Below are 20,408 nucleotides of genomic sequence, written 5' to 3'. Positions count from 1 at the left end.
ATAATAAAAGAGAAGTAAGATGAAATTTTCAGGTGAATATAAGATTGCTCTACCAGTATGTGTTAAGGGTTTGGACAAAGATAAGTTTGCTGAGATCCTTGATAGGACATCTGAGATTGTTGATACGATGGTAAGGGTAAGACATCCTATTATGAAAGATCACATTACCCTGTCTAACGTGGTAAGGGCAGAATCGACCTTTGAGATTATCGATGAAATCAATGAAGGTGGTAGTGAGGATGGATACCATGTAAGGCTTAACGCTATTATCCCTGTAGAGATTAAAGACGTTAAGTGTAATGGTGATAAGACTGCCGATATTCTAGCTAAGGTGCTTGAAGTGGTTAACATGAACGTCACTTGCAATGATTACGTCTATAGGGACTTGATTGATATTGAGGAAGCTAACGGTATCCAGGAGATTATCACTTATGATGTTATTCATGATGAGCCTGAAAAGTCAGTGAGTGGTTTAGAGCGATAAGGTAGTTTTGTTTGGGGTGTTATAGGTATTACTTGTAACACCCTTTCTATTTGCGCCCCATTTGCATTGTAAGCGGTCAAAGTAAGTTAGTTGGCATTGTTGCCTTCTTTTATCGTTTGGGCGCTTATAGAGTGGCAGGCGAATGAATTTGGTGAAGTAATTTTTAATTCATGTATTATTCGCACTACCACTTATACAGAAATGGAATCGGCAAAAATGAAAAAGTGTGAGTTAGAAAAGACAAACGTAAAGCGTCCCTCTACTTTATCTGTGAATGAACAAATTCCAGTTAGCAAGCTTTCGAAGGGAAAGTATGTAGCTATGCTGATCTTACCTGTGATTGCAATGGCTACTGTCGTCTACTTTGTTTTTGATGCCTCTATGGAGTCTTATATTAAAACTCAAATTTTCTTACTGTCAGGCTTTTTTGTTCTACTAATACTTCAGCTAGTGCTTAGTTGGTATAAAGCAGATATGGATGGTGTTAAACGATGCCAAGATGATATGGATTCTGAAGAATCTTAATTTGAGTTTTGGGGTCTTATGTTGGGAAGATGTGTTACTCATTTTGTATGAGTGTTGTATCTTCCCCTATGTATTATTCCTATACACGATCACCTATTGCCTCTCTATACAAACGATAAAGATAGCATTGCGATTTTGTCATCTACCTTGTCATGCAATTCAAAGAATGCACATACTGCGAAGATACCTACCCATGCGCAGAATTCAATTAAATCTTGCTTAGTGATTTTGTTACTTGTCTTATTGGATTCTTGGTGCTGCATGATGTTTTCTCTTATGGTGGTTATAGGGCTTATTACCTACTTAGATTGATAAAGGCAGCTTATTGCTGCCAGTATCGAGTGGTTCTGTTATGTGTTGACTTGGGCGAGTAGTCGAGCCTTGTCTGCTTCCTTGATAAAGTACTTATCGCCCTTTTGGTCGGGATGGTAGATTTCGTACTTTTCGTTGATGGTCACTTCAACCGTTTCTTCAAGCAGGTTGATCATGTGTTCTGAATCGTCACTCTGCTCAATGTCCGTGACTTCTAAAGTCTCAAGATTAACCTTACAGGTTGTTTCTACATTGCCTTCGTCCCATTGTGAAACGAACGTTGCATCGATAATGTTACTCATGGTGTGCGCTCTCTGTGGTTTCTTTGATAACTTTGCTTTCGCTAAGAAACTTGTTAATCAATAATTCCTGTTCTGAGTTTTTCATTCGAATTCTGATTAGGTTATCAGCGAATGCTCTCTCGACTCCGTTGAATTCGTTGTAGTTGCTGCGAACATAATCCATTGTACGTTCGTGCTGAGCGAGGTAGGAGCACATTTCATTGTATTCCTTTACCTCATCTTCAAGGCTTGCGATTCTGTACGTGATCTTTAGATCTGAAAATGGGTTGCCAAACAAGAAACCTAAGCCAAATGGAAGGTAATACTTTTGGTTAGTCTTATCGCTCAAAGAGCCAGTGATTTGCATAGTGGTCATAGCTGCAATGGCTGCAAGCGTCACCAGACCTGCGTACTTTGGAAACAACCATGAGCCGTCTTGGTTGCTTAAGTACAGGTATAGGCTTAGATAAACCGCAATCTCAATCACAGGCTTTAGGAAAAGAAACGCTAATTTAAGCTTTTCTTTATTCGCAGCAGGCTCAAGAAAATCAAGGGCTGATTTTGTTTCGGCTTTTCTTTCGTGCAAAACATAGCCGCGATTGAAAAGTGTTGAGCCAAGTGCTTCGCCTCTTAGGTGCGAGGTAAATAGGGTACGAAGTCTTGCTGATTTCAAATCAGAAAGATTAATGCGTGTGTTGCTCATGGTTGTTTGTTACCAATATTTCCGCTTACATGCCTTGCAATAAGCCAGCGCAAGCCTTCTCTTTAAAGTCGCAAAAGTCCTTGTAAACACTAATGCTGCCAGTGGTCAGCCCAACCAGTAGGATGCTAGCCAGGACTACCTGTTTCGCTTTCACTTTACGCGGCTGACTTTTCTTTAATTGACGTTCCATGCGATAACCTTTGTTATTTATTGGACTTTCCTTGATTATACAAAACAAACAGAAAAAGTCAATAAAATAGTTAAAAGCTTGGTTGGATTAAGAGGCTTTTTCTTCGCCTTTAATCTTAGCGTTAATAGATGCAACGAATGCATCAATGCTTTCTTCACCGCGAGGTTTTAGCTCGCCGTATTGCTCTAGTTCACGATGAAATGCCTGACAAATTTCCACAACACCGCGATTTTTCAGGAACACTACTTCTTTTTGTGTAGCCATAATAAGCCTCTTTATTGAATTCGGTTTAGATAGTGGCGATGCCCTACCCTTTAATTGTTTTCAATTATACACCGCTATGGCGCTAGGTCAATAATTTATTTATTAAAAACCAACTATTTTAGATTAAATTGAAGTGTGATGGGTGGCTTAATACCAAGTCCCTAGCCCATTCAAGCAGATCGGTATTATCCAAAGTGTCGAGAGCGTGGTACTTGAGGATAGAGCCTTTAGGGGTTGCGCTAGAGTACGGGGTCTTTGCCCAATTCCCGTTATGAATCCCATTGATGTCGATAGCGTTACCGTCAGGGTCAGTTACCCAGCAATGGATAAAATCATCACCATCGATTTCCGCGTAAATCGGATAACCAGTGAGTTTATGGAGGGTTACAGCGAGATAATAGCAACCACCGCAAACAAATTCAGTTCTGGCATTGTCGTCTAAATCGGCAAACGTCCAGTCACCTACATTGCTTGCGGTGTTTGAGATAGGCATGGGATTAGCTGATTTTGCGTTCAGCGTCCGCTTGAGTGCTTACGATACGGAACTTTTGCATCATCAAGTTCTTAGTGATCTGAATGTCTGACTTTTGGTTGCCGCGTTCATCTTTAAAGTCATGAACATGTAGGTAATCGCGACCATCAATGAACATACCGCCCTTTTCCATCATGATCACACCATCGGCAAAATGTTCGCCTTGCGCCCAGCCTTTACCGTCCATTACCTGCTCAAGCGCTTCCTGGAAGCTCAGAGTGTACTTAATGCTTTCGTGTTGAGTGACAGCCATGTTGACTCCTATTGTCCTTTGCTGATCCCGCTTTTGAATGACAGATTGATAACGTCAGCCAGCGTGTAAATTTGTTCAATGCTCAGATCTCCAGAATCTTGGATTTTCTGAACGCTTTCGATTAGCTCATTAACGCTTTGAGACCGTTCCTCGTCAAGTTTGGTATCAAGGAAGGTAATGTGGTTGATTTCGTTCCATAACGAAATCCAAGCAGCTTGTTTAGTGGCTCTTGCCATTTAAGGTTCTCCATTGAATACAAAGCGATTATTTGGCTTGTTAAGGGCATGATTCACTATCATGCCCTACCAAGAAAGATTGCGCTAGCTTTTGTACTTAGCAAGTAGAGCTTCTAGCTCGCGAGTCAGTTCGATGCTTCCACCAGCAAGAGCTTTGATTTCCTCAGCGATTTTGCGGTTGTTATTGTGGTGCCAGATGATTTCTTTTAGCTGCTCGTCTGAGTAAGCAAAAGTGCCTAGCTTGACATTTTCTTGCTTCTTAGGGGCTTTCGCACCGTTGCTCAGGATGTAACTGCGGTTGTTCTCACCAACAACTTCCAGCTTCTCCCATTGCTTTTCCCAACGCTCATCAAGTGGTGTATCCCATACGCGCTTTTTAGAGTCGTGAAACCAGATGTGAGTGATTTCAGGTTGGCTAGTAGTGCTTGATGGTTGTTGGTTTTTCATGGTGATGCCCTTTACTAATTCGTTTTGGATTGCGTTTCCATTTGCAGTTAATATACACGAGTGCGGATTGCGAGTCAATAATTTAATAATTAAAAATTAAGTTAGTTTCTAAATGATTTATTGGTTAATTCCTGAATTACAATGTGCGTAAAGTGCTAGGTAAATAGTAAAATCATTGATATTATTCGTTAAAATAAATGCGAGTTTATGAGAGAGTAAGCGTGAATAAAGTAGATGAAACCAGTCCGAATGAGTACATGACGTTTGTTGATCACCCTTTAGTGACTATTGAGATGGCGCGTGAGTACGTTAAAGTGCTACAGGAAGAATACCAGCCATTTGAAAGTGAGTTCTTAGAGGCTAAATTGCCTGGCGTTATTGAGGGCAATATAGATAGCATTCAGCAAATCAACAACCTCACACAGCTTGAGTTTCGTCTGCGTGAAATCGTATCTATTTCGAATGAATTTAGCATGTTCTATCGAGAACCGCTTGTTAAGGCACTATACAAGAAAGCTATGGAGCAGCTAAGCGAGCGTGTGCAGTACGTTAGAGAGGGTTACACCATTGACTCGAACCGAGAGTTTAGAATGGCAATGGAGTTCCTTGGAGTTGTTTCTGAGCCGTTTCTGACGCACATCCTGAACATGGACGCAAAGCGACTGTTTAGCCCTGATAATCGTGCAGAGGTAATCGAAAAGATTCGTTTATTCACCGCAGGTGTGATCTGGACTCAAAGCAATATCGGTTCTAACGTTCATGATGTTGCTACAACGCAAGCGAACAAAGCCGCAAGTGTAACGCTTGAAAAGATTATGAGTGGGCTTAGGAAATCGTAATAGGTGCTTATTCATCGTTGATAAGCTCTTTCATTACATCGAACAGGCAAAAAGAAAGCGTGACTCAAGAGCCACGCTTTTTAAATTGGTTTTTGGTGTTCAGTTCTTATTAACGAAACTCGTCGTAATTGCCTTCAATCTCTTGTGACAGAATAATGCCTACAACCTCACCTGTAGCGGTAATGGTAATTTCAGGAATTCCATTGCCATGCCAAGTCGTTGTGCTAAGAGAGCCATCCTCTAACCCTTCAATGATTGAGTCTTCATCGTAGTTGTCATTAACAATCTGCACGATCTGACTAACAGATGCTGATTCAATATCAAATTCAATTTGAATCTCAGCTAATTCGCCTTTACATAGAATGTCATCATCAGAATCCAGTTCGTAGATAACCTCAATCTTACCTGCGCCAAATGACTCACTGCCACTTTCCCATAGAGAATCAATGTCGTCCTTGCTGTATTCATCAAAGTTCGATACTGACGATTCTAAGAGATTTTTAAATTTGTCTTTAGCCATGTACTCACCAGAGCGATCATTGCTGAAGCTGTACTCTTCGGTTTCTCCACTATCCAGAGATTTTCTAACAGTGATTAGGTCATGATTGGTTGTAATTTTAACTTGATGGCTATTCATTGGTAGGTAGATAACCAGCTCCACCAGCTCATCGCATTCATCTTTCAGGAATACCTTTGAGCCAACAATCTTCGCTTTGTTGATGTGGCTTAGGGGAATCGTTAGTGATTTTTCATCAGTAAACAAGCCATTCTTATCAATCTCAACATCATAATTAATTACAATGGAGTCAGGCATGATAAAGACTCTGCCAAATGATGTGTTATTCACCTGTACGGCGTTATCACCAGAAAGCAATCCTAAAAGCGGAATTTCTTTCGCCTCTTGAGGTGCAGAGACGTTGTTTAGGAGGTCATGGAACGTATTGTAGCTGATCCTAGAAGCCAGGAAATCGCGGAACTCTGAGAGTTTGGCTTTAGGGTTAGCTTTAGTGAAATCGAAAATTGATTTAGTCGCTTTCTTTGCGTGATCGGCATTTTTAAACATGGTAATTCTCCACAATCAGCAATTAACTTTTAAAGTGTCGGACACTCTACCTTCTTAAGTGATTTGTCGTTAATCGCCATTAGAAAATTATGTATTTAAAAATTGTGATTAACTGCTACGAATTTTGCCTATGAAGGTGGCAGGAGATTCTGAACCTACGTTGCCAGCTATCTGCCCGTTTGCAGTGCCTTTCTCAACGATAAGTCCATTATATATAAATAATACACAGAGTCAATACATTTAAATCAAAAACAGATAATAAATGAAAATGCATGATATACATCGGTTATTTTATTGCTTAGAGCTTATTTCGTGGTAATAAATCATGACTTATGGTAGCCTTATATCAGCGTCATTGAGAAACGCAGGATGGCTACCTTATAGCGGATTACCGCGTCCCAAATCTCAATTAATATTTATCAAGCCACTTGTATCTTAATTTCATTGATGCGGTGTTTGAAGTTGGTAGCAGGCATCGTTTCATAGATATTAAGGTATCCCTATGTATGTAAATGCATTCAAAACGCTTTCCAAGCGTTTAAAGACAAGTCTGTCTCTTAAGTCCCTGTCTGAAGGGCAAGTCATTGCCTCTAAGCTATTTGGGTTCTCATCCACAAACGCGGCGAGTGCTAGCCTGGTGAAAGCCTCTGGGAAACTGACGGAAAAGAGCTACGTTGAGACTATGCAGCTTCCTGACGTGTTCGAATTTACTGAGAGTGAGTGCCGAACTGAAGCTGGTATTTATGAGCATGATCCGTATGACATCACTCTCGAATTGCTTTCTTGCATGATGACGATCCTCATCGAAGAGTCAGAGCATGATAGAGAATATTGTTTCTCTGTGCTTGTGGATAATGAGGAATTCATCGTTAATTACTTTGAATACAATATGGATAGCGGTTTTGAACTTCACGCTTACACGGCTGCAAAGGCGCTTTCTAAAGGGAAAGTGATTACCGTTCATAGTGATGAGGAATTACCTGATGGGTATATCGACCATATCTCTTTTGAATCGTCTATTTCAAGAAACTCTATTAAGTTATCGGTTGATGGCAAATTCAGCAAAACTATTGACCTTAGCAAGAGCAAAGTGCGACTTCTGAGCTTTAATAGCGAGATCCTATCGTGCGTCTCTCCTACTGAAGAGTCTCGCTTACAGCGGTGTATTCAATCAATGCACAATAACTTTGGTTCGTTCACCTACAACGACCTTATTAAGATGGGTGAAGGGATTGAAGATCAGCCTGTGTTTCTGACAAACAGTGCGTTAATGCCAAACCAAAATCAAGAGCTTTTAGTTTGTTCCGATATGCTTTTGAATGAAGGTGTAATCACTATTTCCTCTTACCTTATTGATTACGAATCTCAGATGAATTGGTTCGACCAAGTTGCAACAACAATGAACGCGGCTGCTGATCCAATCCTATACTGGAAGGAAGCCATTGAGACGTTGAAATCTCTGCCTAATCATCTTAGAGAAGAGCCTGTAAGGTTCTTAATTATGAATAACAGTATGCTTAAACAATACACGGTTCCAATCGGTGTGGAGTTCTGCATTCCATTTGATGGAGGTGAGCTGGGTATCGGGCAGTTGAAGTTGGTTAAGCCTCGTAAGGTGTGATAGATAGCTAATCGAACAGTTAAGAGAGAAAGGTTTCCCCTTCTCTCTTTTTTATTGCCAGGAGGTAAGAGCAATAGCTATTTGCCAGCTCGCTGGTGGACAAAAATGCAGATTTTAATAATTAAATTATTGTACGGTGACTTTATTCATGTATAATGGAAATCAAGAAATGCATGAATAACAAACTAAAAGGCTTGGAAAATGGATCGCACATATCTTTCTCTACCGCTAGTTCTGGACGTAACAAAGCTGGCTCAATATGAAATCGATGAAATCATTTCGATTTTTGAGACTGAGTTAAAAGGTGATTACCGTTTCTCTAAGCAATCTTTCCTTAGTGTGCTAGATGATTACCTAAAGGATTCTTCTCGACCACTATCCTTTTCTAAGGCATACATTTACCTACGCAAGCACAAACTTGGTTTTAATGCGATTAGCTGCTTGAATAACACCTCCGATCTTGGTGGTACTCAGATTAGCTTTGAACAGCTCAAAGAGTACAAACAAAATGGTGCGCTTGCAGATTTGCTAGAAAAATACGCCTAGCCCTATCAGCGTTCCCTTGCGATTAAAATTGCTCTACTAAACCGCTGGGCTACATGCTCAGCGATTGTGAGTTTTTAATAATTAAATTATTGCATTTTAACCTTATTTATGTATAATAATAATTAAAGGTTATCAAATCAATAAAGGAAACTTTATGAGCGTTAATAAGCAAGAAACCGAGGTTATCCGCAACGTATTGGAGCGTTTAAGTCTTGAGGTCAATGATAATGTGATTGAGCTGTACCACAATGCATTATGTCGCCTTTTCAATGATCCAGATGCCAATATGGATACGCTGGAGGCTGAAGGTTTCGACAGGGATGCACTTGATATGCTCTACGAAATCGAGATGGATAACGAGTAATGTATTGAGAGCGATCAGTAAGTGGGTCGCTCTACCCTCTCATTTTCCTATTGGTTCATGATAACCATTACGCTTGATATTTATTGTAAATTAATGATATTTATGGTAAAATCTGGCAATAAATAAAGTGAACTGAGTAGCTTATGCAAATTAACTTAATTATTCCTGAGCTGATTGTCGAGAACAATCAGCAGGCATTCGATGTGTTTCTACATGTTGGTAATTTCCAGAATGAGCACTCGACTCAAGCGGCTCTGCACACCCTGATTGAATCAATGATGGATAAAGAGCTTACCCCTCTTATGGCTCAAGAGTACCTGAAAAAACTGGAGCTGAGCGCACCGCATATTTGCGATCTGGTAGGCTTTGGTATCTCCCTGGCGTTTCAAGCGGCACCGAAACCGCTTAACTACTTGTTCAATACTCGTGAGAAAAACCGTACTCGCGCCATTAACAAGCTGAAAGAACAGCTAAGTGACAGAGAGAAGCCAATTGATCCATCACTTAATCAACTGATTAAGTGTAAACTTGAAGAAATCATTGCAGCTAATAGCTAAAAGGGAATTGGAATGGAAAACATGACTTATGATGAGGCTGTAGCCATCCTGAAAAATGAATGCTCCGTTGTGTCAGATGCTGAGTTAAAAGGCTCTGATAACTTCATTCACTTTGACAAGGAAGCGGATAGCGAGCTTGATGTGGGTGACTTTGAAAAAGGCAAAGTGCATCTCGATGGTCATTTCTCGCCAAAGCAGTTGCAAGCCTTAGCGGTATGGGCTGCACATAATATCGAAGCTCAAGGTTAGGTCTAATGAAAAATCCTAACTTTCTAAGAGAAGAGGTCGCTTTCAATGAGGGCGACCTTATTGAGATTAAAAAAACGGGTGAGCGATTTTTGTTTGGTAGTGCCGAGTATGCGGTTAATTGGCGTTACCGAGTACATGACAAGCGCGGTAATTACTGGGGTCAACTTAACAAGGGCGAGCTAGTCCTTATCAAACGAGCAGATCCCGAACCAGGGAAATAGGCGGACTAACCACAATTTTAATCATTAACAACCTTTACTTTTGATGTTGCTAATGTATAATTGGGTCATTAAAAAGTATAACTTTATTTGTTTACGATAAAAAGGAAAGTGAATGTCCATTAACGTTTCAGATCTTATCTCATTTTTAGTTGAAAATGACGCGAATGAGGTACACGCCAACGTACCCTATTCAAGTGCCGATCACCCTGTGTATATGGTGGACACTAGCCAAATTGAGAGTCGTAATTTTGTTGAATTAAAAGTGATTTTTGACTCGCAAGGCAAGACAAGCTCAAATCAAGAACCTATGTTGGCTGCTGAAATGATTCCTGAGCTTGAAGATGTGCCAAGTGAGACCTCATTAACGCTATGGTTTGACGGTGATCGCGTTTACCCTACTTCAATGGAAATGAAGGACGGAAACGCGGTACTGAAATACGAAGTCTGATTTACCGACTCCATAAAAGAAAAAGCGAGCTTTTAAGCTCGCTTTTCGTTTTTATTGGATTGGAAAAAGGTTTTTACATCAGACACTAAAGAAATGGAAAGGCAGATGATGACTACCGCTATGAAAAGCCCTGCTACCTGATAGCCCTGAACCGCTGAGCCAAACACATTGCCTATAGTCGTGTATCGCTCATCCTGACTGCTGAATTTCATTGCGCTTATGATTAGTTGCATGAGAAGTACGGTTTGAATTGGCATCCATACGCTAGGGAACTTTGCCTTGCTTTCTTCAGGGGTGTTGTTAAAGCTATGAAATAGCATGACAATGACTTTGAGTAGCATATAAACGAATCCCGCAACTAATGTGATGCCGCATAGTGAGAATATGGTATCTGGCGTTGTGGAAAAGTTCATTAATTGATTGAAAAAATCTTCATTATTCATTGTTTATTCCTTTATTTTTTGTGAATTTTACACGCAAAAATTAAGTAAATAAACCTCAAATTACTCTTATGACATGGCTATTAATAGTTCTGGACAATTGATTTAATAGAATTAATCGAATTTATCTTTTATTTATTAGTTGGGATACTGTACTGGTAAACCAATAAAATAGAATCAATTAAAAGGTAAATTAGTAATGTTTGAGTCCAAAGAAAAACAATCTGTGCCACACGTAGTATTCCCTGTGCGTGAAGGTGATGCATGGGTAAATGTATCCACTGATGACCTATTTAAAGGTAAGACCGTCATCGTATTTAGCTTGCCAGGTGCATTTACACCGACATGCAGTTCCTCGCACTTGCCCCGTTACGCGGAGCTATACCCTGTTTTTAAAGAGCATGGCGTTGACGATATTCTTTGCGTGTCAGTTAACGACACGTTTGTGATGAACGCTTGGAAAGCGGATCAGGGAGCGGATAATATTAAAGTTGTTCCTGATGGTAATGGCGAATTCACAAAAGGCATGGGAATGCTAGTTGAAAAAAGCGACTTAGGATTTGGAATGCGTTCGCACAGATACTCAATGTTGGTTCGAGATGGCGTAATAGAGAAAATGTTTATTGAACCTAATGAGCCAGGCGACCCATTCAAAGTGTCTGATGCGGATACTATGCTTAAGTACCTTGCCCCAGACTACAAGGTTGCACAGTCGATCACGGTATTCACAAAGCCTAGCTGCCCTTTCTGCGTAAAAGCAAAGCAAGCGCTGATTGATGCGGGTTTGCAGTACGAAGAGATTGTTTTGGGTAAGGATGCCACCACAGTGAGCCTAAGAGCGATTACAGGCGCGACTACAGTTCCACAGGTGTTTATCGGTGGTAAGCTAATTGGAGGCAGTGAAGCGCTTGACAGCTACCTTGCCGAGCAACATAAGTAATCAATAGTGACTATCCCTGCCCGACTTGGACAGGGATTTGAATTTTAGTAAGAGAAGCTGAACTGATCTAGTTCTGTGCTCTTAGTGAACATCCACTCTTCGGGGATTTCTAAGCGCTCAACTGCCATTAGGCAAAACTCATTTTTCTTCAAGCCAACCTCTTCAATTAGCTCATCTGAAAGCTGTTTGAAAAAGTAATCTTTCAAAACCTTGCGCCAGTCACTTGAGAAACCATCAATAGAGCATTCAATAACGGCTAGTTTTTGCTTTGCTTTAAGAGCGGCTAGAACCGTAAGGAGTTTTTCATTTAAGGTTAAAGTTGTCATGGGTTTAAATTCCTAAATTGAATTATGGAATGCCCTTTTTATAGGGCATTAAACAGAATTGGGTGTAAGTTTTTATGAGTTGAAGCCAAATGACTTATGCAGGTAAGCATAGTGCGCTTCACTAATGACTTTGAATTCAGCCTCTACCGACTCAAACAACGCTTCCATTTCTGGCTGTGCGGCATTGTAAGCTTTGCTGTTCTTACGAGCACCAGTGTGCTGTTTAGTCATTACTTCGATAACGATTCTCTTAGCGCCACCTGAAGGAATAGAGCCGTTTCGTAGGTTGTCAGCCATATCAGAACAGAAATTGCCACCAGCCTTTTCAAGAAGCGCAACGATTGGAGCTGACAGTTCGCTGTATTTCTTTTTGTTATCCAGTTCACGCTGCTTACGCTCTTCAATCAACACTTCATGATCGGTTAGTCCGCCGTTCTTTTTACGCTGCTCTTCAATTTCAGCTTCGTACTTCGCGTGTTGTTCCGCACGTTTTTTCTCTGCACGTTCCTGGCGTAATTGACGTTGACGCTCTTTTTCCATCTTCTGAGCGGCAGTCACTAAGTCATATTGACCGAGTTTTTCAATGCAGCTTGAACCTACGCTAAATCGCTCTTTGTCTTCATCTTCAAGGATAAAGTGATGAATAATCCCTGTGCCGCAGTGGTCACAAACCATGTTGCAGCATTTTGGGCGCTCAGCCATCATTTTGTTGTAGCCCATTGGGTTTGATTCAAGCACTGCATTTGATGGCGCTGACCAGATACTGATAAGACGGTACTTGCCGCGTCCCATGCGAAAATGCTTGTGCAGTAATTCTTTGTTTTCTTCAGTCATTTGAATACCCAATGGTTGAACTCTTTAACTTGTAATCAATTATACATTCATTAATCTGACAGTCAATAATTTAATAATTAAAAATTACATTTACTTTTATTGCTGCTTATGTATAATTAAAACATAAAAGTTAACTACTCATTTAAGAGGCACCATGAAAACTGATTCGCTAACCCCTATTGAACAAAAGGTCGCTACATTTAATGTAAAAAATACGATTTACATTCATCCAAGCCAGGATGCTCGTGAAGTTCTTGAAAAGCGATATGAAGAAACTCTCTATGGTTTTTCTATTTTAGGTGCTGAATACCTTATGAGTGACCTGAAGATGCATGGTTCAGTTCAAAAAGAACTGTACGGTAGTGAGCATATTGTTGATTTATTCGTAAACAATGGGAATATGTGGCTTTCAACTTCATTATTCCTTACTCAATGGGAATGGACTTATCTTGTTCATAGCTTCAGAATCGTTAACGCTGATCGTTACCATGCGTTTTGTTTACGTGCTGGTGGTCAGGTTGAGTACTATTGTACAGAACGCCAAATGCATGAAGTTATTGAACAATGGGCGCATTCAGATAAGCCTGAAATGGTAGACTACATGAAATCGGCATTTAAGCCTGTATTGATGAGTCCAGAAGGTGTGTGGGTCGATGATGATAAGCCTCGATGCCCAAACTGCTTTGCTGATCTAACTCAGGAAGATAGCGTTAGTCGCACATATGTGAGTAAAGACGATGACGATGATGTTGTTGTTTCTGGTCAGTATGAAGATAAAGACGAGTGCTTCAAGTCGAATGGTTCAGTAGATCTGTCTGGTGGTCGTTATGATTGCCTTGATGACTCGGATTGCTGCAACGCTTGTGACGCGCAACTATAAGCTGACAAATTTAATGCGAAAGGGAACATAGGAATTTATTCGTTTATATATAAAAAGGATATTTTCATGTTCCCTTTTGGCTTAATGTAAGTTGATGACTTACATTAATAATTTTAGCTTATCTCGGTACAATTTATGAGATTATTAATCACGGCTAGATGCTGTGATTTTTTCATTTTAGGCTGAATAAGTTCAGAGACATAAACAGAGTAGAAAGAAGCCATTCGATACATGGGCGATACCTCGCCCTTTTTTCTTCCAAAGTTGCTTTAACATATTTCATCGTTGAATTATCATGAAGGCAGTTAAATACATGAGAATAGATGATGACTAATAAAGTCTTAACCAGGGCGCAAAATGGAGCAATTATCTCAACGTCCATGTCCCTCATGGTGATGTTTTTCACCTGTTTGCTGGCTATGAGTCAAAGTAACTGGGAACTCCCTATTGTGATAGGTTCTGTGACGATTTTCGCGGCATCTCTTATCGCTTACATCCTGTTTATCAGAAGTATTGGCGTGAAGATGAAGCTAAGAACAGATAAGAACGAAAAAGAGCCGCTGTAGTAGCGGCTCTTTATGGGGCTATTGGTCAATTGTTACTGGTCGGTCTCTATTGCCAGACTTCTCTAAAATATGCTCAAGCTTGGTTCGGTACTCGGTGATGCCACCGATATAACCGTAATAGTGTTCGGATTTTTCGGGTTCCTTGAGCGCTCTGCCTTTGAGATGTTCAACCTCATCATTCATTTCAACGATTAAAAGGCGAATCTCAGCGCTTAAATTTGAGCCTGGCATATCGATCCCCTACTTGGCTGATTTTGTTTGTAACCAAAACGCGTAGCCTTTTTCAGTGGCATACCATTCGTTACCGTTGTATTCACTCGGAGCCACCAGCTTTTCACTGATAAGCTTATTGAATGAGCGCATATCAAAGTGATTAATATCGACTAAAGCGTCTTTACGCACACCTGCGTTTTTACCGCGAGTAATGCGAGTTTGTGTAACCATGTCATTTAGCTGATTTGATTGTGCTTTTGTCAGTTTCATGCTTTAGTCCTATTTGCTTTGTACTCCTTCATCACATGCTTTTGCAAAACCACCTATGCCAAGAATGTAACCAAAGTCGTACCATGCACCGTTATTGTAAATGGCGTATACCGCGACATCTTCATCAAACAACGAGATAATGAATGCCAGCGGCGCGATGACTCCATGCCAGAACCCGTAGAAAAAGCCTACTTGGGTTGCTTCACTGGCTTGCTGAAAGCTCATGGAGTCAGCGCAGCCAGAAAGTATGAGTACCGATGCAAAAAGTATTAGAGTTTTTATGTAATTCATGTTCATTCGCTTATTTTTATTTGTCATTTTGCTGAAATTATACACAAACAAAAATCAAAATAAATAATTTAATTAATTAAGCAAATAAAAATGATTACATCATTATGGGTTTAGGATTGAATTTCACACTTAAACAGGTTGGTTTTGCTGTTTGTTGTATTCATTCAGAGCCTTGCCAATTTCGATAATGTGATCGCCTGAAAGCTGATCTGTTCGACATGGGAACCAAGAGTATTTCCCTCCGTCGATGTTATCGAAAACCCCTGCGTCGATCCCGTCAATTTCTACATGAACCATATCCACGGTATCTACTGTAAGTTTAACTCGGCTCATGATGCTTCCTCGTTTGATTCCGCTTGCTCTTGAGTATCAGAGCAACCCATTTCTGATTTCATGTACGCATCAAACTCATCACTGCATTTTTCTGAGCAAAAGTCTGATTGAACATACATGATTGTGGCGCAATTACAGCACTTTCTTTGAAGCATAACCACTCCCCTTTTAGGTTAGTAAGAGCGCTAACTCTCTATGTGTTTAATTATACACAAGTCACGGTCGAAGTAAAGGATTTAATTATTAAATTAAATAAAAAAGGCTGCGTAGTGCAGCCCTTATTATCAGTATGTTTTGAGTTAGTCGCTAGACTCAGTTAGCTTTGACCAAAGCGATACCTGATTCTTCGTGTAATTCAGCCAGAGACTTAACGTGTTCGAGGTAAACATCCTCATCCTCAGAAAGACCGTATTTAGCTTCGTAATCTGTAGCTACCTTACCCCATGCGCTATGAGCATCAATTGACTCAACCAGAGAGCTACGGGCTTCATTGTCATCTGTATGCCAAATCACAAGGTAAACCTGTTTATTGGTCTTAACATTAACATCCTGGCTTTTCACTTCGTAATCAGGGTGAGTTACAGTGACTTCCTGACGCTTAACGTCTAACGTTTGGGTCGTGTCTACAGTAAGATTAAACACGTATTGGGTTTTACCGTTTTCTACGTGTGAATGATCATACTGGCATTCATATAGGAATGGATGTTTTACCACAAACTTATGAGGGTCGATGCCATTAATGGATGTGTTGATAGTAATGGTTGCATGAGATTTCATGGTATCTACTCTCTGCTGTTAGTTAAGGAAGTAATCTAGCGCGAATTGAGTTAGATCTTCACGGTTGTAATTACGTAGCGCCATTTTGATAACCAGAGCTTTAATTTCAACGAAGTTATCTGCATTCATTGCATCACAAACTACTTTTAGCTCATCCGTCATGTCGAAGAAATTAGCATCTCGGATTTGCTTGTCACGCATGTCAGCAACCTTGATGCCATCGAATTCATGACCTTCTTCCTGAGCTTGTTTAGCCGCTGTAAAGCGAGCAGAACCATCAGCAACAGAAAGTTTTAATTCACCATCAATAAGCTGTGGGATAACGACTAAAGGTTTTTTAAACTTGTAGCCGTTCGCGATGAACTCAGCTTTGAACTTATCGACACTTTCCTGATTAGGAGAGCGCATAGCGCCTTCTGGGTTTACCATGACACAATCCATAGGAGCCATGTAAATACCACCGAATTCATCATCTACGTGGTAAGGGAAACCGAAGGTTGAAAGTGTTCTTTGCTGGCTCATGCGAAATCCTCTTTGTTATCGCTTAACTCTATGTTTCTAATTATACATATTTAAAATTGAGAGTCAATTATTTAATTATTAAAAACGCATGTAAAAACCAAAGAGATAAAACGACCCATTGATATTGCCCTTGCAGAGCAAGGGATTAACGATTGGTTCCTTTGACTCCGTTCTCTGACTTTTCCATCGTGTGCGCTTTTAGTGTCCTATCTGGCTTTATTGGAAAAAACGCATAATGTATTTTTCACCGTTTGGTTCAACTAAGTAGAACTTAGTCCCGTTATCAAGCCTTTCTTTTAGGTCTTCAGCGATGATGATTGCAGCATGTAGATATGGCAGTGCGTTGGAAATGGTTGTTGTTTTCCCATCCTTACGTTTAAAGCCCATGCGCTCAGCGAGCGTAATGATGTCGTTTGCTAGACCTTTCGTGATTCGATTACGCACAATTGCGCTATCATCTTCTTCGTCGTCACCAAGTGCGCATTGAACATCGAATGAAATTTTACCTTTATTCCCTTCAGCATCGACCACGTAGACTTTGCAGCCGCGATTGATATCATCAAGAATGCCGCTGACGGTTTTGATAGCGATTTCAAGGTTTGGTAGCGCTTTTGAAAATTTGTCTGTGCCAGCAAGCTTGCAGATGTCTTCTACCAGTGAAGGTGTTAGACGAACGCGAACATTGGCAATTGCTAAAATTGAATTTAAAAACATAATGTGAACCCTTTTATCCCTTTTTATGGACTTAGTATGCAGGACAAAAAAGGGACAATCAAGAGTTATTTTTAAATAAGTATAAAAAACCTGAACTGTGACAATTCAGGTTTTATATAGTGTGTCCGATAGAAATTAAGCGATACGGCTCAAATTCCTCCTAGTCATGCCCTAGCATGTTCTTTGTGTGGATGCTCTGTAGATTGAAGTAAAGAGCGAATAGAGCGACTACAGAGATAAGTGCGATAGCTTTGATGATCATAATTGTGTTTCCTGGCTGGAAAAAATAGCCTCTCATGTTGAGAGGCTGTTTAGTTTTATTGCTCTAGTGGGTTTTTAGTGAAGCTAAGCAGAACAAATTCTTTGTCTGATTTCTTCATAGCTTTAAAGTCTAACCACTGACCGACTTTAACACCGCGACATTCAATTACGCTTTGGTGGTTACACTCAATGACCTTAGTTTGTGAGTCAAGAGTGAGATAAGCATTGTCGTTTACAAAGTAAATGGTTCTCAGGCTTCCAGAAACAGGCTCTAACGATTCTTCATTAGAGATTTGGCCTGATTCACTACTTACAGTTAAAAGCTTTGTAGTAGCGTTTGAGAGCTTCTTATCCCATACCGATTTTTCAGTGCTGAATACTTTCGTGTAAGCATAAGCCTCAACTTTACGGCTAGTGCCACCCTGAGTCACAATTGGGGTCAACCATACATCTTCTTCACCAAAAATTCGGTAAGGAATTGGCTGTGTTGGCGACCACTTGTCAGATAGATTACCCAGTGCTGAGCGTACAGAATCAAGTACCGCTGTTTCGCTTTGCGCTTCCTTAGTCGGGTAATAGATGTATGTTTCAAGTGTCTTGCTGTCTACAAACAGCATCGCTGATAGTGACTTACCTGCTGACTTTGGATTTTCCATTCCCGTAAAGAATGCAGTCCCGTTTTTAGTGTTCGCAGCATCAATGAAGAACAGGTCTTTTTCACCATTAAACTCCGTTGCGCTAAGTTCAATTTTTGAGCCTAGTGATTCAATGAAGCCTTCTCGTAAACTAGCCCACTTATCAATATTGTCTAGAAGTACCCATTCTGAGGCGTTGGTATCAACAAAATCAGGGATATCCTCTTGTGCGTAATACGTCACTTCTTTTGTCTGAGGGTCTGTAATAAACGCTCCATCAGGCAGGTAGTTATCAAATCCGACTTCAGGCTTGATTTTGTATGTAACGTAGTATGGGTACATATTGTCATCAAGAACAAAGTAAGAGTTGCTTGTTAGGACGTTGCCAAATTTTGAGTAAATGTGTCGTTCAAGGTTAGAGCCGAAAAAGCCACCCTTAGTAAGTTTGATTTGGATGTCTGAACCATCAGGGTTCTTTGTGATTAATTTTGATTCTGCATTGCTTTCTGTCGCGCTAGAGATCACATAACCAATCACATCATAGTCATTCAATGCCCACTTCCAAAAGCCCGACCATGTGAGCGGCGTGACGTAGTATTTCTCGCCATTAATGACTTGAATGATAGATGAACGGAAATCGAGGCTAAACATCGAACCAATAATTGATCCGTCTGGTAGGCGACCATTCACAGCTTTTGATTGCTTGTTAAATGCGATTTCTTTAGGAACCAGGCGTAATTCAGGATCTTTAACTTGCGTAAATAATGGAGCATCAATCTCTTTTGGTGCAATCAAGTTACCCATTGCTTCTGCACGGAACATGCCTGTTGAAGTGACAGTGTACACCAATAGAACAAGTAGAAGTGGTACTGGTGCTCTCCACCAATCTTCTTGCTTCATATGATATAAGCCAACCATTACGGCTGCGAGCAAAAGCATGATATACAGTCCAAATGATAGCGTTAGTGGTGCGTTAGCCATAAAGCCCAAAAACGCTAAAACGAAAGAAAACTGAGCGATTGCAAACGCATCTGACTGTAAATCGTAGCGATCCCCTTTAAAGTTGCAGGTTGCAAACATGAAAATAAACATGGCTACAAACCACGAGAAAAATAGACCAATATTCATTGGTAGCTCCTGATATTACATGGTGTCCTTTATTTAATGTTTACTATTATACATATTAATATATATAGGTAAAGAATAATTTTAAGTATTTAATGGATAAATTCTTCGGCTAGAATATAAAAAAGCCATCGGTATGATGGCTTTCTCTTAGGGGGTGGTTATTTAAGCAGCTTTAGCGGCATTTACAGGCTCAAAATGGTCTTTTAGCTCTGGGAGTTCAGCGTATAACGCTTTACGTTCAGCAGCTTTGAAGGTTTTCTTGAAGTCCGCTTTATTCATGAATCGAACGTGTTCACGATTATCGGCTGCGAATACCAGCACGCCAGCATCAATCAAAGATTGTTGAATTGAGCGGTTTAGCTGTTCAACTTTGTCGTATAACCGTTCGGTTACATCATTTCGCACAAGATCGTATGTGTTGCCGCGTAACTGATTAACGCTAAATCCAAAAACTGACGGTAGATGAGCTAGATATCCGCGCTTGATTTTAGATAGCTTGTTGATAATCTCTGCTCTCGCCTGTTCGCGTTTGCTTTCAACAATTGAATCAATATCTTGCTCATGAACAGGATTGAATAGTTCAATCAGTGAGATTGAGTGAACCATATTTGAGTAATGTTGCTCTAATACAGCAAACAACTCACAGGCTTTTTCTGCACTCAGTACAAAAGTGAAGTTCATAGGCTCGCTGTACGTGTACGGAGAACCAAGTGCTGAGTTTTCGAAACCTGCGCTTGAGTCGATGGTAAGCTTACCTTTGTCAACCCCAAGGAATTCGATATGGCTAGCCAGTTCTTCAACAAATGCCAGGTATTTTTCTTTGTCATTTGGAGTTAAGAAGCCCTTACCCCAAGCATAAGTGAATCGATTTTCACGCCAAAAAACCTTTGCATAAACCATAGTTTCATTGGCGCGATTTTCCAGTGCCTCAAAGAAACTTGCTGATTTATGATAGTTGGGGTTAACGAAGTGGTTATCATAAACAGCGTACTCTAAAAGTTTTTTAGCTAATTCAATCTTGTTCATTTGGCGTTCCTCATGGCGGTGTTCTTTATTTATCTTAATTATACACAACGCAACCCAAAAGTAAATGATTTAATAATTAAATTAACGAAAAGAGTCACAAAAGAGAAGGTTTGTGTG

At 40.2% G+C, this 20,408-nt stretch carries 36 protein-coding genes; 13 read left to right on the top strand and 23 right to left on the bottom strand.

From position 1 onward, the window contains the following. The first annotated feature begins 19 nt into the window (after nt 1–19). Nucleotides 20–484: a hypothetical protein gene (locus tag R7P80_RS01105; protein ID WP_038129364.1), complete on the top strand. Its 465-nt coding sequence runs from the start codon at nt 20–22 to the stop codon at nt 482–484. A gap of 90 nt (nt 485–574) precedes the next feature. Continuing rightward, nucleotides 575–1,009, top strand: a complete 435-nt coding sequence (locus tag R7P80_RS01100) for a hypothetical protein (protein WP_273981070.1) — start codon at nt 575–577, stop codon at nt 1,007–1,009. A gap of 104 nt (nt 1,010–1,113) precedes the next feature. On the opposite strand, the gene R7P80_RS01095 is transcribed toward R7P80_RS01100, so the two are convergent. From R7P80_RS01095 to R7P80_RS01055, 9 genes are all read right to left on the bottom strand, one after another. Then, nucleotides 1,114–1,272 (bottom strand): hypothetical protein, encoded by a 159-nt coding sequence (locus R7P80_RS01095; protein ID WP_229623864.1) that lies wholly within the window; start codon nt 1,270–1,272, stop codon nt 1,114–1,116. Between the two features lie 87 nt (nt 1,273–1,359). After that, complete coding sequence (locus R7P80_RS01090) at nt 1,360–1,623, bottom strand: hypothetical protein (protein ID WP_318096487.1); 264 nt, start codon at nt 1,621–1,623, stop codon at nt 1,360–1,362. Further along, on the bottom strand, nt 1,616–2,305 hold the full coding sequence (locus R7P80_RS01085; protein ID WP_318096485.1) for a hypothetical protein: 690 nt from the start codon (nt 2,303–2,305) through the stop codon (nt 1,616–1,618). The genes R7P80_RS01090 and R7P80_RS01085 overlap by 8 nt, the downstream gene beginning before the upstream one ends. Before the next feature lie 25 nt (nt 2,306–2,330). Beyond that, nucleotides 2,331–2,495, bottom strand: coding sequence for a hypothetical protein (locus tag R7P80_RS01080; RefSeq protein WP_155399615.1), 165 nt, complete (start codon nt 2,493–2,495; stop codon nt 2,331–2,333). 87 nt (nt 2,496–2,582) lie between these two features. Then, nucleotides 2,583–2,759: a hypothetical protein gene (locus R7P80_RS01075; RefSeq protein ID WP_155399614.1), complete on the bottom strand. Its 177-nt coding sequence runs from the start codon at nt 2,757–2,759 to the stop codon at nt 2,583–2,585. Nucleotides 2,760–2,877: 118 nt separating this feature from the next. After that, the gene (locus tag R7P80_RS01070) at nt 2,878–3,252 is read right to left on the bottom strand and encodes a hypothetical protein (RefSeq protein WP_229623868.1); all 375 of its coding nucleotides are present in this window, start codon (nt 3,250–3,252) and stop codon (nt 2,878–2,880) included. Between the two features lie 4 nt (nt 3,253–3,256). Beyond that, entirely contained in the window at nt 3,257–3,544 is a 288-nt protein-coding gene (locus R7P80_RS01065) for a hypothetical protein (RefSeq protein ID WP_116921094.1), read from the bottom strand. A gap of 8 nt (nt 3,545–3,552) precedes the next feature. Next, complete coding sequence (locus R7P80_RS01060) at nt 3,553–3,780, bottom strand: hypothetical protein (protein ID WP_045592463.1); 228 nt, start codon at nt 3,778–3,780, stop codon at nt 3,553–3,555. 84 nt (nt 3,781–3,864) lie between these two features. Continuing rightward, entirely contained in the window at nt 3,865–4,227 is a 363-nt protein-coding gene (locus R7P80_RS01055) for a hypothetical protein (protein WP_318096481.1), read from the bottom strand. Nucleotides 4,228–4,448: 221 nt separating this feature from the next. Between R7P80_RS01055 and R7P80_RS01050 the strand changes: the two genes are divergently transcribed. Further along, complete coding sequence (locus R7P80_RS01050) at nt 4,449–5,066, top strand: hypothetical protein (RefSeq protein WP_318096480.1); 618 nt, start codon at nt 4,449–4,451, stop codon at nt 5,064–5,066. A gap of 109 nt (nt 5,067–5,175) precedes the next feature. Here R7P80_RS01050 and R7P80_RS01045 read toward each other — a convergent pair whose 3' ends face one another. Then, entirely contained in the window at nt 5,176–6,129 is a 954-nt protein-coding gene (locus R7P80_RS01045; RefSeq protein WP_318096479.1) for a hypothetical protein, read from the bottom strand. Nucleotides 6,130–6,631: 502 nt separating this feature from the next. Between R7P80_RS01045 and R7P80_RS01040 the strand changes: the two genes are divergently transcribed. The 7 genes from R7P80_RS01040 to R7P80_RS01010 all read left to right on the top strand — a co-directional run bounded on the left by R7P80_RS01040 (nt 6,632) and on the right by R7P80_RS01010 (nt 10,135). After that, nucleotides 6,632–7,750 (top strand): hypothetical protein, encoded by a 1,119-nt coding sequence (locus R7P80_RS01040; protein WP_318096477.1) that lies wholly within the window; start codon nt 6,632–6,634, stop codon nt 7,748–7,750. Between the two features lie 201 nt (nt 7,751–7,951). Beyond that, a complete protein-coding gene (locus R7P80_RS01035; RefSeq protein ID WP_318096475.1) occupies nt 7,952–8,296 on the top strand; it encodes a hypothetical protein in 345 nt (114 codons plus the stop codon). Nucleotides 8,297–8,450: 154 nt separating this feature from the next. Further along, entirely contained in the window at nt 8,451–8,660 is a 210-nt protein-coding gene (locus R7P80_RS01030) for a hypothetical protein (protein WP_020331599.1), read from the top strand. A 143-nt stretch (nt 8,661–8,803) separates the two neighbouring features. Then, nucleotides 8,804–9,217, top strand: a complete 414-nt coding sequence (locus R7P80_RS01025; protein WP_318096473.1) for a hypothetical protein — start codon at nt 8,804–8,806, stop codon at nt 9,215–9,217. Between the two features lie 12 nt (nt 9,218–9,229). Next, entirely contained in the window at nt 9,230–9,466 is a 237-nt protein-coding gene (locus R7P80_RS01020) for a hypothetical protein (RefSeq protein ID WP_140294452.1), read from the top strand. A 5-nt stretch (nt 9,467–9,471) separates the two neighbouring features. Further along, entirely contained in the window at nt 9,472–9,687 is a 216-nt protein-coding gene (locus R7P80_RS01015) for a hypothetical protein (protein WP_140294454.1), read from the top strand. A 112-nt stretch (nt 9,688–9,799) separates the two neighbouring features. Further along, entirely contained in the window at nt 9,800–10,135 is a 336-nt protein-coding gene (locus tag R7P80_RS01010; RefSeq protein WP_318096471.1) for a hypothetical protein, read from the top strand. Between the two features lie 32 nt (nt 10,136–10,167). Here R7P80_RS01010 and R7P80_RS01005 read toward each other — a convergent pair whose 3' ends face one another. Then, on the bottom strand, nt 10,168–10,578 hold the full coding sequence (locus R7P80_RS01005) for a hypothetical protein (RefSeq protein ID WP_318096469.1): 411 nt from the start codon (nt 10,576–10,578) through the stop codon (nt 10,168–10,170). Between the two features lie 196 nt (nt 10,579–10,774). Between R7P80_RS01005 and R7P80_RS01000 the strand changes: the two genes are divergently transcribed. After that, complete coding sequence (locus R7P80_RS01000) at nt 10,775–11,515, top strand: glutathione peroxidase (RefSeq protein WP_045592443.1); 741 nt, start codon at nt 10,775–10,777, stop codon at nt 11,513–11,515. Between the two features lie 44 nt (nt 11,516–11,559). Here R7P80_RS01000 and R7P80_RS00995 read toward each other — a convergent pair whose 3' ends face one another. Further along, nucleotides 11,560–11,841, bottom strand: a complete 282-nt coding sequence (locus R7P80_RS00995) for a hypothetical protein (protein WP_045592441.1) — start codon at nt 11,839–11,841, stop codon at nt 11,560–11,562. A 72-nt stretch (nt 11,842–11,913) separates the two neighbouring features. Further along, complete coding sequence (locus R7P80_RS00990) at nt 11,914–12,675, bottom strand: hypothetical protein (RefSeq protein ID WP_318096467.1); 762 nt, start codon at nt 12,673–12,675, stop codon at nt 11,914–11,916. A 154-nt stretch (nt 12,676–12,829) separates the two neighbouring features. Between R7P80_RS00990 and R7P80_RS00985 the strand changes: the two genes are divergently transcribed. Together R7P80_RS00985 and R7P80_RS00980 are read left to right on the top strand one after the other, a co-directional pair. Continuing rightward, nucleotides 12,830–13,555, top strand: coding sequence for a hypothetical protein (locus R7P80_RS00985; RefSeq protein WP_318096465.1), 726 nt, complete (start codon nt 12,830–12,832; stop codon nt 13,553–13,555). Between the two features lie 323 nt (nt 13,556–13,878). Beyond that, nucleotides 13,879–14,121, top strand: a complete 243-nt coding sequence (locus tag R7P80_RS00980) for a hypothetical protein (RefSeq protein ID WP_318096464.1) — start codon at nt 13,879–13,881, stop codon at nt 14,119–14,121. An 18-nt stretch (nt 14,122–14,139) separates the two neighbouring features. Here R7P80_RS00980 and R7P80_RS00975 read toward each other — a convergent pair whose 3' ends face one another. From R7P80_RS00975 to R7P80_RS00930, 10 genes are all read right to left on the bottom strand, one after another. Then, a complete protein-coding gene (locus tag R7P80_RS00975; RefSeq protein WP_229623877.1) occupies nt 14,140–14,352 on the bottom strand; it encodes a hypothetical protein in 213 nt (70 codons plus the stop codon). Between the two features lie 9 nt (nt 14,353–14,361). Then, complete coding sequence (locus R7P80_RS00970) at nt 14,362–14,604, bottom strand: hypothetical protein (protein ID WP_020330658.1); 243 nt, start codon at nt 14,602–14,604, stop codon at nt 14,362–14,364. A gap of 9 nt (nt 14,605–14,613) precedes the next feature. Beyond that, nucleotides 14,614–14,895 carry a hypothetical protein gene (locus tag R7P80_RS00965; RefSeq protein ID WP_038128423.1) on the bottom strand — a complete coding sequence of 94 codons (282 nt, stop codon included), beginning with the start codon at nt 14,893–14,895 and terminating at the stop codon, nt 14,614–14,616. Between the two features lie 129 nt (nt 14,896–15,024). Beyond that, the gene (locus tag R7P80_RS00960; protein ID WP_020330660.1) at nt 15,025–15,228 is read right to left on the bottom strand and encodes a hypothetical protein; all 204 of its coding nucleotides are present in this window, start codon (nt 15,226–15,228) and stop codon (nt 15,025–15,027) included. After that, nucleotides 15,225–15,383 (bottom strand): hypothetical protein, encoded by a 159-nt coding sequence (locus R7P80_RS00955; protein WP_155399613.1) that lies wholly within the window; start codon nt 15,381–15,383, stop codon nt 15,225–15,227. The genes R7P80_RS00960 and R7P80_RS00955 overlap by 4 nt, the downstream gene beginning before the upstream one ends. Nucleotides 15,384–15,540: 157 nt before the next feature. Continuing rightward, nucleotides 15,541–16,005 (bottom strand): hypothetical protein, encoded by a 465-nt coding sequence (locus R7P80_RS00950; RefSeq protein ID WP_045592430.1) that lies wholly within the window; start codon nt 16,003–16,005, stop codon nt 15,541–15,543. An 18-nt stretch (nt 16,006–16,023) separates the two neighbouring features. Beyond that, entirely contained in the window at nt 16,024–16,527 is a 504-nt protein-coding gene (locus tag R7P80_RS00945) for a hypothetical protein (protein ID WP_045592429.1), read from the bottom strand. A 216-nt stretch (nt 16,528–16,743) separates the two neighbouring features. Continuing rightward, nucleotides 16,744–17,241, bottom strand: a complete 498-nt coding sequence (locus R7P80_RS00940; protein ID WP_318096458.1) for a hypothetical protein — start codon at nt 17,239–17,241, stop codon at nt 16,744–16,746. A 317-nt stretch (nt 17,242–17,558) separates the two neighbouring features. Beyond that, complete coding sequence (locus R7P80_RS00935; RefSeq protein WP_318096456.1) at nt 17,559–19,265, bottom strand: hypothetical protein; 1,707 nt, start codon at nt 19,263–19,265, stop codon at nt 17,559–17,561. A 162-nt stretch (nt 19,266–19,427) separates the two neighbouring features. Next, nucleotides 19,428–20,291: a hypothetical protein gene (locus R7P80_RS00930; RefSeq protein ID WP_318096454.1), complete on the bottom strand. Its 864-nt coding sequence runs from the start codon at nt 20,289–20,291 to the stop codon at nt 19,428–19,430. Nucleotides 20,292–20,408: the final 117 nt, after the last annotated feature.

Origin of the sequence: Vibrio sp. 2092 (assembly GCF_033339635.1) — a bacterium.
Lineage (GTDB): Bacteria > Pseudomonadota > Gammaproteobacteria > Enterobacterales > Vibrionaceae > Vibrio > Vibrio alginolyticus.
This window is presented reverse-complemented; position numbering and strand designations above follow the sequence as displayed.

Bases quoted from the DNA above. Each gene is read 5' to 3' on its own strand.
- R7P80_RS00965 (WP_038128423.1), bottom strand. From the start codon at position 14,895: ATGAATTACATAAAAACTCTAATACTTTTTGCATCGGTACTCATACTT.
- R7P80_RS00935 (WP_318096456.1), bottom strand. From the start codon at position 19,265: ATGAATATTGGTCTATTTTTCTCGTGGTTTGTAGCCATGTTTATTTTC.
- R7P80_RS00970 (WP_020330658.1), bottom strand. From the start codon at position 14,604: ATGAAACTGACAAAAGCACAATCAAATCAGCTAAATGACATGGTTACA.
- R7P80_RS01055 (WP_318096481.1), bottom strand. From the start codon at position 4,227: ATGAAAAACCAACAACCATCAAGCACTACTAGCCAACCTGAAATCACT.
- R7P80_RS01045 (WP_318096479.1), bottom strand. From the start codon at position 6,129: ATGTTTAAAAATGCCGATCACGCAAAGAAAGCGACTAAATCAATTTTC.
- R7P80_RS01035 (WP_318096475.1), top strand. From the start codon at position 7,952: ATGGATCGCACATATCTTTCTCTACCGCTAGTTCTGGACGTAACAAAG.
- R7P80_RS01085 (WP_318096485.1), bottom strand. From the start codon at position 2,305: ATGAGCAACACACGCATTAATCTTTCTGATTTGAAATCAGCAAGACTT.
- R7P80_RS01005 (WP_318096469.1), bottom strand. From the start codon at position 10,578: ATGAATAATGAAGATTTTTTCAATCAATTAATGAACTTTTCCACAACG.
- R7P80_RS01090 (WP_318096487.1), bottom strand. From the start codon at position 1,623: ATGAGTAACATTATCGATGCAACGTTCGTTTCACAATGGGACGAAGGC.
- R7P80_RS01075 (WP_155399614.1), bottom strand. From the start codon at position 2,759: ATGGCTACACAAAAAGAAGTAGTGTTCCTGAAAAATCGCGGTGTTGTG.
- R7P80_RS01025 (WP_318096473.1), top strand. From the start codon at position 8,804: ATGCAAATTAACTTAATTATTCCTGAGCTGATTGTCGAGAACAATCAG.
- R7P80_RS00960 (WP_020330660.1), bottom strand. From the start codon at position 15,228: ATGAGCCGAGTTAAACTTACAGTAGATACCGTGGATATGGTTCATGTA.
- R7P80_RS01015 (WP_140294454.1), top strand. From the start codon at position 9,472: ATGAAAAATCCTAACTTTCTAAGAGAAGAGGTCGCTTTCAATGAGGGC.
- R7P80_RS01095 (WP_229623864.1), bottom strand. From the start codon at position 1,272: ATGCAGCACCAAGAATCCAATAAGACAAGTAACAAAATCACTAAGCAA.
- R7P80_RS00945 (WP_045592429.1), bottom strand. From the start codon at position 16,527: ATGAGCCAGCAAAGAACACTTTCAACCTTCGGTTTCCCTTACCACGTA.
- R7P80_RS00950 (WP_045592430.1), bottom strand. From the start codon at position 16,005: ATGAAATCTCATGCAACCATTACTATCAACACATCCATTAATGGCATC.
- R7P80_RS01060 (WP_045592463.1), bottom strand. From the start codon at position 3,780: ATGGCAAGAGCCACTAAACAAGCTGCTTGGATTTCGTTATGGAACGAA.
- R7P80_RS01070 (WP_229623868.1), bottom strand. From the start codon at position 3,252: ATGCCTATCTCAAACACCGCAAGCAATGTAGGTGACTGGACGTTTGCC.
- R7P80_RS00985 (WP_318096465.1), top strand. From the start codon at position 12,830: ATGAAAACTGATTCGCTAACCCCTATTGAACAAAAGGTCGCTACATTT.
- R7P80_RS01105 (WP_038129364.1), top strand. From the start codon at position 20: ATGAAATTTTCAGGTGAATATAAGATTGCTCTACCAGTATGTGTTAAG.
- R7P80_RS01030 (WP_020331599.1), top strand. From the start codon at position 8,451: ATGAGCGTTAATAAGCAAGAAACCGAGGTTATCCGCAACGTATTGGAG.
- R7P80_RS01000 (WP_045592443.1), top strand. From the start codon at position 10,775: ATGTTTGAGTCCAAAGAAAAACAATCTGTGCCACACGTAGTATTCCCT.
- R7P80_RS01080 (WP_155399615.1), bottom strand. From the start codon at position 2,495: ATGGAACGTCAATTAAAGAAAAGTCAGCCGCGTAAAGTGAAAGCGAAA.
- R7P80_RS00955 (WP_155399613.1), bottom strand. From the start codon at position 15,383: ATGCTTCAAAGAAAGTGCTGTAATTGCGCCACAATCATGTATGTTCAA.
- R7P80_RS00930 (WP_318096454.1), bottom strand. From the start codon at position 20,291: ATGAACAAGATTGAATTAGCTAAAAAACTTTTAGAGTACGCTGTTTAT.
- R7P80_RS01040 (WP_318096477.1), top strand. From the start codon at position 6,632: ATGTATGTAAATGCATTCAAAACGCTTTCCAAGCGTTTAAAGACAAGT.
- R7P80_RS01010 (WP_318096471.1), top strand. From the start codon at position 9,800: ATGTCCATTAACGTTTCAGATCTTATCTCATTTTTAGTTGAAAATGAC.
- R7P80_RS00975 (WP_229623877.1), bottom strand. From the start codon at position 14,352: ATGCCAGGCTCAAATTTAAGCGCTGAGATTCGCCTTTTAATCGTTGAA.
- R7P80_RS00995 (WP_045592441.1), bottom strand. From the start codon at position 11,841: ATGACAACTTTAACCTTAAATGAAAAACTCCTTACGGTTCTAGCCGCT.
- R7P80_RS01020 (WP_140294452.1), top strand. From the start codon at position 9,230: ATGGAAAACATGACTTATGATGAGGCTGTAGCCATCCTGAAAAATGAA.
- R7P80_RS00980 (WP_318096464.1), top strand. From the start codon at position 13,879: ATGATGACTAATAAAGTCTTAACCAGGGCGCAAAATGGAGCAATTATC.
- R7P80_RS00990 (WP_318096467.1), bottom strand. From the start codon at position 12,675: ATGACTGAAGAAAACAAAGAATTACTGCACAAGCATTTTCGCATGGGA.
- R7P80_RS01065 (WP_116921094.1), bottom strand. From the start codon at position 3,544: ATGGCTGTCACTCAACACGAAAGCATTAAGTACACTCTGAGCTTCCAG.
- R7P80_RS00940 (WP_318096458.1), bottom strand. From the start codon at position 17,241: ATGTTTTTAAATTCAATTTTAGCAATTGCCAATGTTCGCGTTCGTCTA.